Source organism: Streptomyces sp. NPDC040545 (assembly GCF_055595065.1).
Map to the genome: position 1 here is coordinate 78,090 of NZ_JBVIWA010000027.1, position 15,735 is coordinate 93,824.

Here is a 15,735-nt window from a genome sequence, read left to right on the forward strand (position 1 = left end):
CAAACCTTCCCGGCCACAGCACTCGACACCCGGGCTCCGGGGGCCTGCTGATGTACGGTCGGAGGAATGAGCCAGCACGACCGAGCCCGCTCCCGCCCGTCCCGCAGGCCCCGCAAGCCCCGTGCGATCCGCAGGAACCGCCGGATGGCCCTCGCCACCGTGCTCGGCCTGGCGACCTTCACGGCCGGCTGGGTGTACGTGGCCCAGGACCCGGACAAGGCCGCCGACCCCCGGCCGCAGGCCCACGCGGACGCCCGCCCGCAGGCGGAGGACCGTGCCGCGCGTGATGCGCAGCGGGCCGCCGCCGCCCGGCAGGAGGCCCGGCGGGCCGCCCAGCAGGCCGCCGCCGCGCAGGGCCTGACCGGCGTCAGCGAGCAGACCCGGGCCCGGATCCCGGCCGAGTCCCGTCAGCTCATCCTGGTCACCGGCAAGGCGCCGGATTCTTCGGAGTCCACCGCCGCCTTCTACACGCGCCCCGCGGCCGGCGCCGACTGGGTCCGGACCGAGAGCTGGCCGGCCCGCAATGGGGCCAGGGGCTGGTCCACCGAACGCACCTACGGAGATCTGACCTCGCCGGTGGGCGTCTTCGCGCTCACCGACGCGGGCGGCCTGCTGCCGAAGCCGCCCGGGACCCGGCTCCCGTACGACGAGAGCAACGGCTTCGTCCCTTCGGGCCTCGGGGTGAACGGGGAGTCCCTGGCGGGCTCCTTCGACTATGTCGTCGCGATCGACTTCAACCGCAGGCCGGGCCGCTCCCCGCTGGACCCGGTCATGCCGGACGGCGCGGACAAGGGCGGCAACATCTGGCTGCACGTGGACCACGACGGGCCCTCGCAGGGCTGCGTGGGCATCCCGAAGGCGGCCATGCAGAAGGTCCTGGAGACCCTCGACCCGGAGGCGAGGCCGGTCATCGTGATGGGGCCGGAAGGCTTCTGAGCCGGGCGAGGCGGGGCCGCAGCAGCAGTCCGATGTAGGTGAGGTCGAAGAGGCTGCACAGGATCCCGAGACCGAGGACGAACGGCGCGTCCTCCAGCACCCCGAACAGGAGGGTCGGGGCGAGCGTCCCCAGCCACTTGGCGACGGCGATGGTCAGCGACTGCCCGAGCGGCCCCTGCCGGGAGGCGTACAGGGCGATGAACAGGCCGGACATCAGCAGGTTCTGCAGGAACGCCGAGTACCGGCTCGCGTCGTGCGCCCCGAAGTGCGCCAGGAACATCCACTGCACGGCGAATCCCGTACCGAACACCAGGACCGACCAGCCGGCGAAGAGCGGCCGGGTCACGAACTCCGGCAGCTCGGCCCGCCCGTAGCGCAGATAGGTGTAGACGATCACCAGGTCGGCCACCGCCCACACCACGTTGACCACGCCCTGCGCGGAGATCCCGACCGAGATGTCGCGGGCCGCGTAGGTCGCCTCCCAGGCGAAGTTGAGCGCCAGCGCGGCGACGGGCATCGCGTACGTGCGGTCCCGCAGCCCGACGCGGATCGCCTCCACGTACACGACCGTCCAGGCGATCCCGCTGACCAGCGTGAGTATCAGATCCACCCGCGCACCCTAGCGAGGGGAACGGCGCAGGGGAACGCCCCCTGTTCGGCCAGGCGTGTGTCACACCCCTTGTCTGACGGTCCGTCAGCTACGACGATGGCCCCGCACCGATATGACGAATCGGCAGACGAAGGCGAGGCGGGCCCGTCATGGCGCGCGTATTTCCGCAAGGTCGGCTGGTGTACGGGATGCAGCTCCCGGTCCAGTCGCAGAGCACCATCTACGCCGAGCCCTGGGAGGCGTCGGCCACCGCCGCCGATCTCGCCGGGATCGCGCGGGCCGCCGACCGGGCCGGCTTCGGGTACGTGGCCACCTGCGACCACGTAGCCATCCCGCGGCGGCTCGCCGGCCCCATGAGCACCGTCTGGTACGACCCGGTGGCGACCCTGTCCTTCCTGGCCGGCATCACCGAGCGCGTGCGGCTGCTGAGCCACGTCGCGATCCTGGGCCTGCGCCACCCGCTGATCAGCGCCAAGCAGTACGCCACCCTCGACCACCTCTCCGGCGGCCGGCTGATCCTCGGGGTGGGGGCCGGGCACGTGCGGGAGGAGTTCGAGATCCTCGGCGTGGACTTCGCGCGCCGCGGCGCCGTCCTCGACGAGACCCTGGACGCGCTTCGGGCGGCGCTGGGACCCGAGGAGTACCCGGAGTTCGAGGGTGAGCTGTTCTCCTTCAAGGACCTCGGCCAGCTGCCCCGGCCCGCGCAGGGGCGGATCCCCGTCTGGGTCGGCGGCTCCTCGCCCGCCGCCGTCCGCCGCGCCGCCGTACGCGGGGACGGCTGGCTCCCGCAGGGCGACCCGCGCGACAGGCTCCCGCAGCAGATCGCCCGGATCGGCGAGCTGCGCGAGGCGGCCGGGATCACCGGTCCCTTCGAGTTCGGTGCGATCACCGAGGCGCTGTACGTCGGTGAGCCCGGCTGGGACACCGGCCGTCGCACCCTCACCGGCAAGGCGGAGGCGCTCGCCGAGTCCCTGCGGGAGTACAAGGCGCTCGGCGTGGACCAGATCCAGGTGCGCTTCCGCAGCCGCGACCGGGCCGAACTCGTCGACCAGATCACCGCTTTCGGGGCCGAGGTGGCCCCCCTCCTCAACGACTAGGGGCTGACGGACCATGGGCAAGCTGGACGGGCGCGTCGTCATCATCACCGGCGCGGCACGCGGGCAGGGCGAGCAGGAGGCCCGGCTTTTTGCCGCCGAGGGGGCGCGGGTGCTCCTCGGCGACGTGCTGGACGAGCAGGGCGCGGCGGTGGCCAAGGACATCGGCGAGGACCGGGCCCGGTACGTACGGATGGACGTCAGCCGCGAGGACGACTGGGCGGCCGCGATCGCCGCCGCGAAGGAGAGCTTCGGCCCGGTCGACGGCCTGGTCAACAACGCGGGCATCCTGCGCTTCAACGAGCTGACCGCGACCCCGCTGGAGGAGTTCCAGCAGGTGGTCCAGGTCAACCAGGTGGGCGCCTTCCTCGGCATCAAGACGGTGGCCCCCGAGATCGAGGCGGCCGGCGGCGGCACCATCGTCAACACCTCCTCGTACACGGGCCTGACGGGCATGGCGTACGTCGGCACGTACGCCGCCACCAAGGCGGCGATCCTCGGCCTCACCCGGGTGGCCGCGCTGGAACTGGCGGGCAAGGGCATCCGGGTCAACGCGATGTGCCCGGGCGCCGTGGACACCCCTATGGCCAACCCGGGCCTGCTGGACCCGGCGAACATGACCGACGAGGCCCGGGACGCGATGGCCGAGCTCTACAGGCGGGTGGTCCCGCTGGGGCGGGTGGGGCAGCCGGAGGAGATCGCGAAGCTGGCGCTCTTCCTGACGGGCGAGGACTCCTCGTACATCACCGGCCAGCCGTTCGTGATCGACGGCGGCTGGCTCGCGGGCGTCAGCATTCTCTGATGGAGCGTCAGGTATTGACGCTCGCACCCTGGCAGTGGAACAGTCGAGACATCAAATCTGACGGAACGTCAGAAATCAAAGGACGGTGAACCCCCTTGGAATTCGGGCTCTTTGTGCAGGGATACGTGCCTGAGGCGCGATCCAAGGTCGACCCCGAGGCAGAGCACAAGGCGCTGATCGAGGAGACCGAGTACGTCATACAGGCGGACAAGGCCGGCTTCAAGTACGCCTGGGCCTCCGAGCACCACTTCCTTGAGGAGTACTCGCACCTGTCGGCTAACGAGGTGTTCCTCGGGTACCTCGCCCACGCCACCGAGCGCATCCACCTCGGCTCCGGCATCTTCAACCCGCTCGCCCCGGTGAACCACCCGGTCAAGGTGGCCGAGAAGGTCGCCATGCTCGACCACCTCTCCCAGGGCCGCTTCGAGTTCGGCACGGGCCGCGGCGCGGGCAGCCACGAGATCCTCGGCTTCCTGCCGGGCATCGAGGACATGAACGGCACCAAGGAGATCTGGGAGGAGACCATCGCGGAATTCCCCAAGATGTTCCTCCAGGAGGAGTACGAGGGGTTCCAGGGCAAGCACTGGTCGCTCCCCCCGCGGAAGATCTTCCCCAAGCCGTACGGCAAGGCCCACCCGGCCATGTGGTACGCCGCCGGCTCCCCGTCCTCGTACGCGATGGCGGCGAAGAAGGGCCTCGGCGTGCTGGGCTTCAGCGTGCAGAAGGTCTCCGACATGGAGTGGGTCCTCGACCAGTACAAGACGGCCATCCGGGAGGCGAAGGCCATCGGCGCGTTCGTCAACGACAACGTCATGGTCACCTCGACCGCGATCTGCGCCGAGACCCACGACAAGGCCGTCGAGATCGCCGTCAACGCCAACATGAACCGCTTCCAGTCGCTGGTCTTCCGCTACCACGACACGTTCCCGCGGCCCGAGGCGATCCCGCAGTGGCCCGAGACCCTGCCGGAGTACAACGCGGAGATCATCGAACTGCTGATCGCGGAAGAACTGCTGATCTGCGGCGACCCGTCGGAGGTCCGGGCCCAGTGCAAGCGCTGGGAGCAGGCCGGCGCCGACCAGCTGTCCTTCGGCCTGCCGACCGGTGTCTCGCCCGAGGACACGATGACGACGATCAAGCTGATCGGCGAACACGTGATCCCCCACATCGACACGGACCCGATCCACCGCACGACCCGCTTCCGCCAGGCCGTCTGAGCCGGCGCGTGTACGGGGACGGCGTCTTCCCGGACCGCCGTCCCGCACGGCCCCGGCCGGGCGGCCACCGGCCGGGGCCGCATCCAGCCTCGCCGGCGTTTGAGGCGCGGGGTCCGGGGCGGAGCTGCAGGAAACCCGGCTCCGCCGGGCACCGGGCTCCGCCCGGACCCTCCCCCGGCTACCGCTGGGAGGTGCCCCCTGCTCAAACGCCGGCGAGGCTGCATGCGGGCTCGGCCCCAACAGGCCGATCCGCAAAGCGAACACGGCAGAGAGGACGTCATGCTCGACCACCTGATCAAGGGCGCGACCGTCGTGGACGGCACCGGCGCCCCCGCCCGCGTCGCGGACGTGGGGATACGCGACGGCCGGATCGCGGCGATAGCCGCACCCGGCACCGTCACCGAAGAGGCCCGCACCACCGAGGACGCCACCGGCCTGGTCCTCACCCCCGGCTTCATCGACCCGCACACGCACTACGACGCCCAGCTCTTCTGGGACCCGTACGCCACGCCCTCCATGAACCACGGCGTGACCACCGTCGCCGGCGGCAACTGCGGCTTCACCCTGGCCCCGCTCAACCCGGCCCGCCCCGAGGACGCCGACTACACCCGCCGCATGATGAGCAAGGTCGAGGGCATGGCCCTCAAGGCACTGGAGGAGGGCGTCGACTGGACCTGGTCCACCTTCGGCGAGTACCTCGACGCCCTGGAAGGCCGGATCGCCGTCAACGCCGGGTTCATGGTCGGCCACTGCGCCCTGCGCCGCCACGTGATGGGTGAGGACGCCGTCGGCGGCCAGCCCACCCCCGAGCAGATGCAGCAGATGCTCGACCTCTTCCACGACGCCATGAACGCCGGCGCCTGGGGCCTGTCCACCACCCAGTCCTCCACGCACTCCGACGGGTCCGGCGCCCCCGTGGCCTCCCGCCACGCCCGGCCCGCCGAGCTGCTCGCGCTGTCGAAGGCGGTCGCCGAACACGAGGGCACCCAGCTGGAGGCGATCGTCGCCGGCTGCCTCGACCAGTTCTCGGACGACGAGATCGACCTGTTCGTGGAGATGAGCGCCGCCGCCGGCCGGCCCCTCAACTGGAACGTCCTCACCATCGACGCCTCCGTCCCCGAGCGCGTCCCGCGCCAGCTGGTCCCCAGCGAGCGAGCCCGCAAGGCCGGCGGCCGGATCGTCGCGCTGACGATGCCCATCCTGACCCCCATGAACATGTCGCTGGGGACCTTCTGCGCGCTCAACCTCATCCCCGGCTGGGGCGAGATCCTCGGCCTGCCCGTCCCCCAGCGGATCGCCAAGCTCCGCGACGCCGCCGTACGCGCCGAGATGCTGCGCCGCGCCGACAGCAAGGAGGCCGGAGTCTTCCGGCGCCTCGCCAACTTCGGGCGGTACGTCATAGGGGACACGTACAGCAAAGAGAACGAGGGCCTCTCCGGCCGGGTCGTGAACGACATCGCCGCCGAACGCGGCCAGGACCCCTTCCAGTGCCTGGTGGAGATCTGCGCCGACGACGACCTGCGCACGGTGCTCTGGCCGATGCCCACCGACAACGATCCGGCGAGCTGGGCCCTGCGCCAGCAGACCTGGCAGCACGAGGACGTCATGCTCGGCGGCTCCGACGCCGGCGCGCACCTGGACCGGATGTGCGGGGCCCCGTACACCACCCGTTTCCTCGGGGACTGCCTGCGCGGCCGCAAGCTCGTTCCGCTGGAGCAGGCGGTACGGATGCTCACCGACGACCCGGCCCGGCTGTTCGGGCTGCGCGAACGCGGCCGCCTCGCCGAGGGCTTCCACGCGGACCTGGTCCTCTTCGACCCCGAGCGGATCGAGGCCGGTCCCGCGACCCTGGTCCACGACCTGCCCGGGGACAGCCCGCGGCTGGACGCGCGGGCCATCGGCATCGTCTCGGTACGGGTCAACGGCGTGGAGACCATCCGCGACGACGAGGTGACGGGGGCGGTCCCCGGGATCGTGCTCCGGTCGGGCCGGGACACGAGGACGGTGAGCACCCGTTGACCGCACAGAAGCTCTACATCGGCGGCGAGTGGGTGGAGCCCGCGGGCGGCCACTACGAGGTGATCAACCCGGCGGACGAGTCGGTGGTCGGCCTCGCGCCCGAGGCCTCGCGCCGGCAGGTCGAGGAGGCGGCACGCGCCGCGGCCGAGGCCTTCGGGAGCTGGTCCCGTACGGCGCCCGAGGCGCGCGCGGCGATCCTGGACCGGGCCGCGGACATCATGCAGAGGGAGTACGAGCCGTGGGCGGTGCTGGCCCGGCAGGAGACGGGCGCACCGACCGGCATCGCGCGCGGCATGCAGGTCGGGGTGGGCGTCACCCGCTTCCGGCGGTACGCGAAGGGGGCCGTCGAACCGGTCGAGCGGGGCCTGCCCCCGCAGGTCACCGAGGCCGGCCCGATGGGGCGGGCGAGCATCCTGGGCGCGCTGGAGGTGCGCCAGCCGGTCGGGGTGGTCACCTGCATCACCTCCTACAACAACCCCTGGGCGAACCCGGCGGGCAAAGTGGCCCCGGCCCTCGCCATGGGCAACACGGTGGTGGTCAAGCCGGCGCCGCAGGACCCGCTGTCGGTGTTCAGGATGGCGGACGCCCTGCACGAGGCCGGGGTCCCGGCGGGCGTGGTGAACGTCGTGGGCGGGCAGGCGGTGGAGGTCGGCGAGGCAGCGGTGGACTCGCCGGACGTGGACATGGTCTCCTTCACCGGTTCCACGGCCGTCGGGCAGCGCATCGCCGAGGTCTGCGGCCGGTCCATGAAGCGGCAGCTGATGGAGCTCGGCGGCAAGGGCGCGGCGATCGTCTTCGAGGACGCGGACCTGGACGCGGCGGTGATGGGCATCGGGACGACCTTCTCCTTCTACTCCGGCCAGATCTGCACGGCCCCGACCCGGGTGATCGTCCACCGGTCGGTCCACGACCGGCTGATCGAGAAGCTGACCGGCTACCTGGCCTTCATGCAGGTCGGCGATCCGGCGGCGGCGGGCACGGTGGTCGGCCCGGTGATCTCGGCGGTGCACCGCGACCGGGTGGAGTCGTACATCGAGCTGGGGAAGAAGGAGGGGGCCCGGATCGCGTACGGCGGCGAGCGCCCGGTGGTGGGGGACGGCCGCGGCTTCTACGTGGCTCCGACCCTGCTGGTCGACTGCACGAACGACATGCGGGTGGTCCGTGAGGAGATCTTCGGCCCGGTGGTCGTGGTCGTGCCCTTCGACGGCGACGAGGAAGAGGCGATCCGGCTCGCCAACGACAGCGACTTCGGGCTGCTGAGTTACGTGTGGTCGGGGGATTCGGCGCGCGCGTTCCGCGTGGCGCGGCGGCTGCGCTCGGGCGGGGTCGGCGTCAACACCATCGGCCGCAACATGGAGGCGCCGTTCGGCGGCTTCAAGCGCAGCGGGGTGGGCCGGGACGTGGGCTCGTACGCGCTGCACGCCTACAGCGAGATGCAGTCGATCGTCTGGACGGGCTGAGGCCCGGCGGTCAGCTGTATCCGAGGGACTCGGCGAGTTCGCTGCTGCCCCGCTCGAGGTGGGCGAAGCCCTTCGGGTCGGACCGCGCGATCCGTTCCAGCGCGACTGCCGCCCGGTGCGCCGGATCCAGTCCGCGCGGCGGCGTTCCGCCCCGGGCGGGGGGCTCGGCGCCGGGCGTCAGGACGCGTCCAGCGAAAAAGGGGCCTCGCCGCGGACCCGGCCGTTGATCTGGAGCTGCACGAGGTGCTCGCCGGAGTGGTAGCGGCGGGTGGTGATGGGCTTGAAGGAGTGGCGCTTGGTGCCGCCGAGGGTTTCGCCGGGGGCCAGGGCGCGGGTGACGAGTTTGAACACCTTCGGCGTGCGGGTGCCGTTGGCCTTCGCGTGGTGGACCACGTAGTCGATGACCAACTGGGCCGGGAGCGGGCCGGTGTTGGTGACCGTCCAGTCGAAGACGAGGTACTCGCCGACGGCGATCCGCGGGTCGGAGACCACCGGGCCGCTCACGGTGACGGGCACGTCGGGGGAGTGGCCGAGCAGGGTCAGCGCCTCGGGCCGCCCGGCCTTGATCAGGGTGCGCAGTCCGTGGCGTACGACGCGGTCGGTCGTGGCCTCGGGCCCGGCCAGCCAGCGGCCCGCGGTCTCGACCGCGAGGGCGGGGTGGTCGCGGCTGATGTCGTTGAGGTGGTTGGAGACGGAGCGGCGGACGTACTCGGACCCGTCGCGGTAGAGGGCGTCCAGCACCGGCAGGGCCGGCCGCGGGTCGGCGACGAAGGCGGGCAGCTGCGGGGCCCACGGCAGCCGGGGCCGGGTGCCCTCGCTGGCGAGGCGGCGTACGTGCGGGTCGGGGTCGGCCGTCCACTTCTGTACGACGGCCAGGGCGCGGTCCGGGTCGGCGCGCAGAAAGGGCCGGACGGCGGACTCGGCGGTGAGCCGGGAGGTGAGGTCGTGCAGCAGGTCCAGTCCGGGCTCGAACGCCTCCAGCCCGCGGACGGCGACGGCCTCGTTGACGGGGAAGGTCATCCAGCCCTCGAAGCCGGGCTCGGCGAGGGCGGTGCGTACGACGGCCTCGAAGCCGGGCCATGCGTCGGGGAGGTCGTCGAGCACGGCGTCGCGGACGGCGGCGACGCGGCCGCTGAAGGTCAGCCCGCCGAGGGCGCCGGCGCGGGCGCGCAGGGCCGGCGAGGACCGGCGGCCGCCCGCGCGGGCGAGCAGTCGGGCGAGGGCGGTGACGGTGTCCGCGCTGAGGAGCTCATCGGCCGTGGGCATGGGGCCAGTCTCCCCGATGACGCCCCGGTCCGGGGGCCGGTCCCGGGGCGTCGTCGGGGGCGTCCCGGGGCCTGCTAGTCCTTGTAGTAGTCCGTCAGGACGCAGCCCTTCACCAGGGCCGGCTCCTTGCGGTAGCCGCTCGGCGGCTTGAAGTCGGGGTGGCAGTTGAGCATGAGCAGACCGGCCTGCGGCTGCAGCAGGGCGCTCATGGCGTCCGAGCTCTCGGACCCCATGGCGAAGTCCTGGCCGACGACGATGCCCTGGTTGGGGTTCCCGCTGCCCTTGTGCGCGTCGACCTCGGCCTTGAAGGCCGTCTGGAAGGCCTTGGGGTCCTTGATCAGGACGATGGTGGTGGTGCCGCGCCGGCCGCAGTAGCCGGTCTCGGTGACGGAGAAGGCCGGGCCGAACTCGGTGTCGGGGCCCTCGCTCGGTTTGCCTCCGGCAGGGGTGAGGCTGACCGGGGAGCACGGGGTGTAGCCGTTGATGAAGCGGGCGGCGGCGGCCATGGTGCCCGCCTTGGGCAGCTTCTGGAACGCCGTCCCGTCCTTGGGGGCGTTCCCGTTGACCCCGCCGTTCTTCGTCGGGTTCTCCAGCGTGCCCTCGTTCGGACCGCCGTCGGTGTTCGCGCCCGTGCCGGCGTCCGCGCCGGAGCCGGCTCCGATGACCGGTGCCGCGCCGCTCTCGCCCCCGCCGCAGGCGGTGAGGGTGAGCAGGGCGGCGACGGCCGTGGCCGATGCCATGAGCGAGGTGCTGATGCGCATGAGTGTTTCGTCCCCCGTGTGAATGACCTTGAACGGCGGCGACTCTAGGCCGGTGATCATGGCCACGGCAAACCCGTCCGGCTCCCCTGTTACCACTGGTCATCGCAAAGTCACGACGGAAACTTTGAAAATGCGCAAAACGGACATGGCTGCGGTTTCCGCATTCCGAAAGAGTCTCGGTCGAGCCTGCCGAAGCGCGGGCACACGTCAAAGTGAACCTTGTATTAAGTGCTTGTGGACGGTCTCGATCTCAGGATTCGAAGGCCCTCGGGGGTATTGAGTTCCGGACTCCGATCGTCCAGATGTGGAAAACGCACCATCTAACGTCCTGACTCATGACTCAGCTGGACGTTCGGCCTCGGGCCGGAGACACGGTAAGCGGCGTCGCCGAGGGCGACGTTCGCGGCAAGGGCCTCGGCAAGGGGTCCGTCGGACTGGTCGGAAGCGCCGTCATCGGCATCTCGACCGTCGCCCCGGTCTACTGCCTGACCTCGACCCTCGGCTCCACCGCCGGTGAGGTCGGCATGCAGATGCCCGCGATCTTCCTCGCCGGCTTCCTCCCCATGCTCCTGGTCGCCTTCGCCTACCGCGAGCTCAACAAGGCCATGCCGGACTGCGGCACCTCCTTCACCTGGACCGTCAAGGCCTTCGGCCCGCGGATCGGCTGGATGTGCGGCTGGGGCCTGGTGATCGCCACGATCATCGTGCTCTCCAACCTTGCGGGCGTCGCCACCTCGTACTTCTGGCTGCTGGCCGGCGAGATCACGAACAATGCGTCGATCGCCGCCCTGGACGACAACAAGCTCGTCCACATCCTCACCTGCCTCACGCTGATCGCCGTCGCGACCGCCATCAGCTACCGCGGCATGACCGCCACCAAGGGCGTCCAGTACGCCTTGGTCGGCCTCCAGCTCGTCGTGCTCGCCCTCTTCGTCGCCATGGCCTTCCAGAAGGCCTCCGCCGGCACCTTCGACACCGCCCTGGACTTCTCCTGGTCCTGGATGAACCCCTTCGCGGTCGAGTCCATGGCGGCCTTCACCGCCGGACTCTCGCTCTCGATCTTCATGTACTGGGGCTGGGACGCCTGCCTGGCCACCAACGAGGAGACCACCGGCTCCACGAAGACCCCCGGCCGCGCCTCGCTCATCGCGATGATCGTCCTGGTCGGCTCCTACCTGGCCACCGGCGTCGCCGCACAGATGGCCGTCGGCTCCGGCGGCGAGGGCCTCGGCCTCGCCAACGAGGAGACCTCGGGCAACGTCTTCGCCGCCCTCGCCGGCCCCGTCATGGGCCCGGTCCTCGGCATCCTGCTCTTCGTGGCCGTCCTGGCCTCCGCCGCGGCCTCCCTGCAGACCACCTTCATCCCGGTGGCCCGCACGGTCCTCGCCATGTCGACGTACGAGGCCCTGCCGCCCTCCTACGCCAAGGTCCACCCGCGCTTCAAGACCCCGGGCCGCGCCACCGTCATGGCGGGCGTCGCGACCGGCGTCTTCTACACGGTCATGACCCTGGTCAGCGAGAACGTCCTCACCGACACGATCTTCGCGCTCGGCCTGATGATCTGCTTCTACTACTCGCTGACCGCCTTCGCCTGCGTCTGGTACTTCCGCGGCGAGCTGCGCCGCTCCGCCCGCGACCTGTTCTTCAAGGGCGTCTTCCCGATCCTGGGCGGCCTCCTGCTGGCCGCGGTCTTCTTCAAGACCCTCTACGACGCCTGGGACCCGTCCTACGGCTCCGGCTCCACGCTCCCCGGCCTCGACGTCGGCAACGTCTTCGTCATCGGCGTCGGCCTGCTGGCCCTCGGCCTGGTGATCATGTTCGTCACCGAGCGCCGCAGCCCCGCCTTCTTCCGCGGCGAGGTCCTGACGAAGTCCACCCCGGCCCTGGTGGTCGAGGACTGACCGTCCCCGCGCCCCACCCGCTGAGTCATGCCCACGGCCCCGGATCGATTCCCCCGATCCGGGGCCGTGGGCGTTCGCGGGCGCCGATCGGCCCGGCACGGTGACCCGGGGTGCGGCGGGGTCGTTGGACGGGGCATGAACGCCTTGAAGCGCAGCCTTGCCGCCCTGGTCGTCTCCGGCGGGGCCCTCGCCCTCACCTCCGTCGCCGCGCACGCCGACGAGGCGCCCGAGCAGGCGCCCCCGGTCGTCGGCCGGGTCGTGGACATCGTCGACCACCCGACTCAGGCCGTACAGGACACCAAGACCGCGGTGGGCGTGACCACCCAGGCGGCCGGATCCGCCGGCCAGGCCGCGGACTCCACCCTCAAGGGCACCGGCGCGGCCCTGACCGCCGGCCTCCCCAAGACCCCGAAGGTCGAGTGACGAACTCCGGCCGAGGCCGGGCTGCGGAGCGGCGGTGCTCGTTGAGCAGGGCATGATCCTCTGGCTGCTCAACCACCTCAGCACCTTCGTCATCGCCGTCCTCCTGGTCGGCGGCCTCACCGGCCTCGCCGTGGCCGGGAGCGTGGCCGCCCGCCGCCGCTTCCCGCACCTGGCCCGAGGCGAACACAACGAGATGGTCGGGGTCGCGCTCGGCATGTTCGGCGCGATCTACGGCATCATCCTCGCGTTCGTCGTCGTCACCCTGTGGACGCAGCTGGAGAACACCCAGAACATCGTCGCCAGCGAGGCCACCGACCTGGCTCTCGTCGTCCGCAGCGCCGACGCCTTCCCGCCGGCCGACCGCGACCGGGTGCAGCGGGCGGTCGGCGCGTACACGCACGCCGTCGTCGAGGTGCAGTGGCCGCTGATGCGCGACGGGCGGCCGAGCTACGAGGCGACCGGCTCGCAGACGCACGCCCTCTACGAGGCGCTCCTCGCCTACGAGCCCCAGGGCACCCGCGCCGAGACCTTCTACGCCGAAGCGGTCACCCGCCTCAACGACGTCGCGGCCCAGCGCCGGGCCCGCATCACGATGGCCGAGAGCTCACTGCCGGTCCTGCTCCAGGTGCTGGTGTACGGGGGCGCGTTCGTGATCGTCCCGCTCACCTTCCTGTTCGGGCTGCGCAGCCTGAAGATGCAGCTGCTCTTCGTATCGGCCGTGGCCGGGCTGATCGGCTTCAGCCTGCTCCTGGTGGTGGCACTGGACCGCCCCTTCGCGGGGGATCTGAGCGTGACGCCGGAGCCCTACAAGGAGGCGGCTCTGGCGCAGTTCTGGGCCGCCGGCTGAGCGGTCGGCGGACTGTCAAGTCCCGAACTCCAGCGACATGACGCGATCCGCTCCCTCGGGCTGACTGGAAGCACGGGCTCACCACCCCGCCCCGCACGCCCCGCCTCCCGAGGAGCATTCCCATGGCCGGCATACCCACCCCCACCCGGACCCGCATCAGGCGTCTCGTCCGGCCCGTGGTCGTGGCCCTCCTGGCCGCGGCCGCCCTCGCAGCTTTGGGCACCGCCGTGGCCCACGTGGCCCGCGGCGCCCCCGCGGCGCCGCGCACCCCGCACTCCTCCACCGCCCCGGCGTCCCACGACGACGGCGGCTCCGGCCACCGCCTGTGGTCGGTGTTCAAGCACCTCTGGACGAGCGTCGGCATGGCCATGGACTCCCCGCACGTGGGCCACGACGCCGACGGGCGGCGTACGCCGACCGCCGTGTCGGTGTACGCCGCCCAGGGGCGGGACGATGCTGCGGGAGGAGGCCCGCGCGCTCATACCGGTTACTTCGGGTCGCGGTTGAAGGAGGCCGCCGACCAGCGGTAGCCGAGCACCGCCAGGCCGAGGGACCAGGCCACCGCGAGCCAGCCGTTGTAGCCGATCTCGGTGCCGAGGAGCAGGCCGCGCAGGGTCTCGATGGCCGGCGTGAACGGCTGGTACTGGGCGATCGGCTGGAACCAGCCCGGCATCGCCTCGACCGGGGTGAACGCGCTGGAGATGAGCGGCAGCAGGATCAGCGGCATCGCGCTGTTGCTTGCGGCCTCGGCGTTCGGGCTGGCCATGCCCATCCCGACGGCGATCCAGGTGAGCGCCAGGGCGAACAGGGCGATCAGCCCGAACGCGGCCAGCCACTCCAGGGCCGTGGCATCGGTGGACCGGAAGCCGATGGCGACGGCGACGGCGCCGACGAGGACCACGCTGGCGAGTGACTGCAGGACGCTGCCGACGACGTGCCCGACGAGCACGGAGCCGCGGTAGATCGCCATGGTGCGGAAGCGGGCGATGATGCCCTCGGACATGTCGGTGGAGACGGACACCGCGGCCCCGATGACGGTGCTGCCGATGGTCATCAGCAGGATGCCGGGGACCACGTACGCGATGTAGTCGGATCGGTCGGCGGCGCCGCCGCCCATGCCGGCGCTCATCACGTCGCCGAAGATGTAGACGAAGAGCAGCAGCAGCATCACCGGTGTGAGCAGCAGGTTCAGCGTCAGCGACGGGTAGCGGCGGGCGTGCAGGAGGTTGCGGCGCAGCATGGTGGAGCAGTCGCGCACGGCGAGGGAGAGGGTGCTCATCGGACGTTCTCCTTGGACTGGTCGGGGATGGTGGCCGGGCCGGTGAGGGCGAAGAACACGTCGTCGAGGTCGGGGGTGTGCACGGTCAGCTCGTCCGCCTCGATGCCTGCGGCCTCCAGCCGGTCCAGGACCGAGCGCAGGGCGCGCTGGCTGCCGTCGCTGGGGATCTGCAGCGCCAGCGCCTCGTCGTCCCGGGTGACTTCGTGCAGGGCGAGGACCGCGGACCGGTAGGCGGCCGGGTCGGTGAAGCGGAGCCGGACGTGCCCGCCGGGGATCAGCCGCTTCAGCTCGTCGGCGGTGCCCTCGGCGGCGATCTTGCCGTCGTTGAGCACGGCGATACGGTCGGCGAGCTGGTCGGCCTCCTCCAGGTACTGGGTGGTGAGGAAGACGGTGACGCCGCCGGTGACGAGTTCGCGGATGATCTGCCACATGTTGTGGCGGCTGCGCGGGTCGAGGCCGGTGGTGGGTTCGTCGAGGAAGATGACCCGCGGGCCGCCGACCAGGGTCATCGCGATGTCGAGGCGGCGCTTCATGCCACCGGAGTAGCTGGCGGCGGGCTTCTTGGCGGCCTCGACCAGGTCGAAGCGTTCCAGCAGTTCGCCGGCCACCCGCCGTCCCTCACCGCGGGAGAGGTGGTGCAGGTCCGCCATCAGGAGCATGTTCTCCTCGCCGGTGATCAGGCCGTCGACGGCGGAGAACTGGCCGGTGACACCGATCGAGGCGCGCACGGCCTGCGGGTCGGCGGCCAGGTCGTGGCCGTTGATGTGGATGGCTCCGGTGCCCGGGTCCGCGCCGAGGAGGGTGGAGAGGATCTTGACGGCGGTGGTCTTGCCGGCGCCGTTCGGGCCGAGCAGGGAGAAGACCGTGCCGGCGGGGACCGCCAGGTCGATCCCGTCGAGGACGGCCTTGTCGCCGTAGGACTTGCGCAGCCCGTTCGCCGCGATGGCCAGGTTGGTCATGGGGAGTGCTCCTTCGGATGCGGTGACTGCGGGTCAGATGCTGCGGGCGGTGATGTCGCCGTAGGAGGTGGTGGCGCGGATGGTGAGGCCGGCGGCGGCGCCGTCGGTGTTGTTGAGGGCGTTGCTGATCCGGCCGTAGGCGGTGCCGGCGTCGAGGGTGG

15 protein-coding genes and 1 pseudogene are annotated in these 15,735 nt (G+C 71.4%); 10 read left to right on the plus strand and 6 right to left on the minus strand.

What is annotated here, in order from left to right:
• The first annotated feature begins 66 nt into the window (after positions 1 to 66).
• Complete coding sequence (locus ACZ573_RS34450; protein ID WP_471312176.1) at positions 67 to 936, plus strand: L,D-transpeptidase family protein; 870 nt, start codon at positions 67 to 69, stop codon at positions 934 to 936.
• Here the strand turns inward: ACZ573_RS34450 and ACZ573_RS34455 are convergent.
• On the minus strand, positions 908 to 1,546 hold the full coding sequence (locus ACZ573_RS34455) for a transmembrane-type terpene cyclase (RefSeq protein ID WP_471312179.1): 639 nt from the start codon (positions 1,544 to 1,546) through the stop codon (positions 908 to 910). The two genes, ACZ573_RS34450 and ACZ573_RS34455, sit on opposite strands and share 29 nt — an antisense overlap.
• Before the next feature lie 149 nt (positions 1,547 to 1,695).
• Here ACZ573_RS34455 and ACZ573_RS34460 point away from each other — a divergent pair, with 149 nt between their 5' ends.
• The 5 genes from ACZ573_RS34460 to ACZ573_RS34480 all read left to right on the plus strand — a co-directional run bounded on the left by ACZ573_RS34460 (position 1,696) and on the right by ACZ573_RS34480 (position 8,138).
• The gene (locus tag ACZ573_RS34460) at positions 1,696 to 2,643 is read left to right on the plus strand and encodes an LLM class F420-dependent oxidoreductase (RefSeq protein ID WP_471312181.1); all 948 of its coding nucleotides are present in this window, start codon (positions 1,696 to 1,698) and stop codon (positions 2,641 to 2,643) included.
• A gap of 13 nt (positions 2,644 to 2,656) precedes the next feature.
• The gene (locus ACZ573_RS34465; protein WP_471312184.1) at positions 2,657 to 3,442 is read left to right on the plus strand and encodes an SDR family NAD(P)-dependent oxidoreductase; all 786 of its coding nucleotides are present in this window, start codon (positions 2,657 to 2,659) and stop codon (positions 3,440 to 3,442) included.
• A 95-nt stretch (positions 3,443 to 3,537) separates the two neighbouring features.
• Positions 3,538 to 4,659, plus strand: a complete 1,122-nt coding sequence (locus ACZ573_RS34470; protein WP_471312186.1) for an LLM class flavin-dependent oxidoreductase — start codon at positions 3,538 to 3,540, stop codon at positions 4,657 to 4,659.
• Between the two features lie 279 nt (positions 4,660 to 4,938).
• Complete coding sequence (locus ACZ573_RS34475; protein ID WP_471312189.1) at positions 4,939 to 6,678, plus strand: N-acyl-D-amino-acid deacylase family protein; 1,740 nt, start codon at positions 4,939 to 4,941, stop codon at positions 6,676 to 6,678.
• A complete protein-coding gene (locus tag ACZ573_RS34480) occupies positions 6,675 to 8,138 on the plus strand; it encodes an aldehyde dehydrogenase family protein (protein ID WP_471312191.1) in 1,464 nt (487 codons plus the stop codon). The genes ACZ573_RS34475 and ACZ573_RS34480 overlap by 4 nt, the downstream gene beginning before the upstream one ends.
• A 177-nt stretch (positions 8,139 to 8,315) precedes the next feature.
• Here ACZ573_RS34480 and ACZ573_RS34485 read toward each other — a convergent pair whose 3' ends face one another.
• Positions 8,316 to 9,404, minus strand: coding sequence for a DNA alkylation repair protein (locus tag ACZ573_RS34485; RefSeq protein ID WP_471312193.1), 1,089 nt, complete (start codon positions 9,402 to 9,404; stop codon positions 8,316 to 8,318).
• Between the two features lie 74 nt (positions 9,405 to 9,478).
• Positions 9,479 to 10,165, minus strand: coding sequence for a hypothetical protein (locus tag ACZ573_RS34490; RefSeq protein WP_471312195.1), 687 nt, complete (start codon positions 10,163 to 10,165; stop codon positions 9,479 to 9,481).
• Between the two features lie 335 nt (positions 10,166 to 10,500).
• Here ACZ573_RS34490 and ACZ573_RS34495 point away from each other — a divergent pair, with 335 nt between their 5' ends.
• From ACZ573_RS34495 to ACZ573_RS34510, 4 genes are all read left to right on the plus strand, one after another.
• Complete coding sequence (locus ACZ573_RS34495) at positions 10,501 to 12,066, plus strand: APC family permease (protein WP_471312197.1); 1,566 nt, start codon at positions 10,501 to 10,503, stop codon at positions 12,064 to 12,066.
• A gap of 135 nt (positions 12,067 to 12,201) precedes the next feature.
• Positions 12,202 to 12,489, plus strand: a complete 288-nt coding sequence (locus ACZ573_RS34500) for a hypothetical protein (RefSeq protein ID WP_471312199.1) — start codon at positions 12,202 to 12,204, stop codon at positions 12,487 to 12,489.
• 52 nt (positions 12,490 to 12,541) lie between these two features.
• Positions 12,542 to 13,336 (plus strand): bestrophin-like domain, encoded by a 795-nt coding sequence (locus tag ACZ573_RS34505; protein WP_471312214.1) that lies wholly within the window; start codon positions 12,542 to 12,544, stop codon positions 13,334 to 13,336.
• A 122-nt stretch (positions 13,337 to 13,458) separates the two neighbouring features.
• The gene (locus ACZ573_RS34510) at positions 13,459 to 13,866 is read left to right on the plus strand and encodes a hypothetical protein (RefSeq protein WP_471312201.1); all 408 of its coding nucleotides are present in this window, start codon (positions 13,459 to 13,461) and stop codon (positions 13,864 to 13,866) included.
• Here ACZ573_RS34510 and ACZ573_RS34515 read toward each other — a convergent pair.
• The 3 genes and pseudogenes from ACZ573_RS34515 to ACZ573_RS34525 all read right to left on the minus strand — a co-directional run.
• Positions 13,824 to 14,615: an ABC transporter permease gene (locus tag ACZ573_RS34515; protein WP_471312203.1), complete on the minus strand. Its 792-nt coding sequence runs from the start codon at positions 14,613 to 14,615 to the stop codon at positions 13,824 to 13,826. The genes ACZ573_RS34510 and ACZ573_RS34515 overlap by 43 nt on opposite strands.
• On the minus strand, positions 14,612 to 15,574 hold the full coding sequence (locus tag ACZ573_RS34520) for an ATP-binding cassette domain-containing protein (protein WP_471312205.1): 963 nt from the start codon (positions 15,572 to 15,574) through the stop codon (positions 14,612 to 14,614). Before ACZ573_RS34520 ends, ACZ573_RS34515 begins: the two co-directional genes overlap by 4 nt.
• Positions 15,575 to 15,607: 33 nt before the next feature.
• A pseudogene (locus ACZ573_RS34525) lies at positions 15,608 to 15,735 on the minus strand (DUF4097 family beta strand repeat-containing protein); the annotation flags it as partial.

What these genes read in the sequence shown, in the direction of transcription:
- ACZ573_RS34450 (WP_471312176.1), top strand. Translation starts at nt 67, where the DNA reads ATGAGCCAGCACGACCGAGCCCGCTCCCGCCCGTCCCGCAGGCCCCGC.
- ACZ573_RS34460 (WP_471312181.1), top strand. Translation starts at nt 1,696, where the DNA reads ATGGCGCGCGTATTTCCGCAAGGTCGGCTGGTGTACGGGATGCAGCTC.
- ACZ573_RS34465 (WP_471312184.1), top strand. Translation starts at nt 2,657, where the DNA reads ATGGGCAAGCTGGACGGGCGCGTCGTCATCATCACCGGCGCGGCACGC.
- ACZ573_RS34475 (WP_471312189.1), top strand. Translation starts at nt 4,939, where the DNA reads ATGCTCGACCACCTGATCAAGGGCGCGACCGTCGTGGACGGCACCGGC.
- ACZ573_RS34485 (WP_471312193.1), bottom strand. Translation starts at nt 9,404, where the DNA reads ATGCCCACGGCCGATGAGCTCCTCAGCGCGGACACCGTCACCGCCCTC.
- ACZ573_RS34490 (WP_471312195.1), bottom strand. Translation starts at nt 10,165, where the DNA reads ATGCGCATCAGCACCTCGCTCATGGCATCGGCCACGGCCGTCGCCGCC.
- ACZ573_RS34495 (WP_471312197.1), top strand. Translation starts at nt 10,501, where the DNA reads ATGACTCAGCTGGACGTTCGGCCTCGGGCCGGAGACACGGTAAGCGGC.
- ACZ573_RS34500 (WP_471312199.1), top strand. Translation starts at nt 12,202, where the DNA reads ATGAACGCCTTGAAGCGCAGCCTTGCCGCCCTGGTCGTCTCCGGCGGG.
- ACZ573_RS34505 (WP_471312214.1), top strand. Translation starts at nt 12,542, where the DNA reads ATGATCCTCTGGCTGCTCAACCACCTCAGCACCTTCGTCATCGCCGTC.
- ACZ573_RS34510 (WP_471312201.1), top strand. Translation starts at nt 13,459, where the DNA reads ATGGCCGGCATACCCACCCCCACCCGGACCCGCATCAGGCGTCTCGTC.
- ACZ573_RS34515 (WP_471312203.1), bottom strand. Translation starts at nt 14,615, where the DNA reads ATGAGCACCCTCTCCCTCGCCGTGCGCGACTGCTCCACCATGCTGCGC.
- ACZ573_RS34520 (WP_471312205.1), bottom strand. Translation starts at nt 15,574, where the DNA reads ATGACCAACCTGGCCATCGCGGCGAACGGGCTGCGCAAGTCCTACGGC.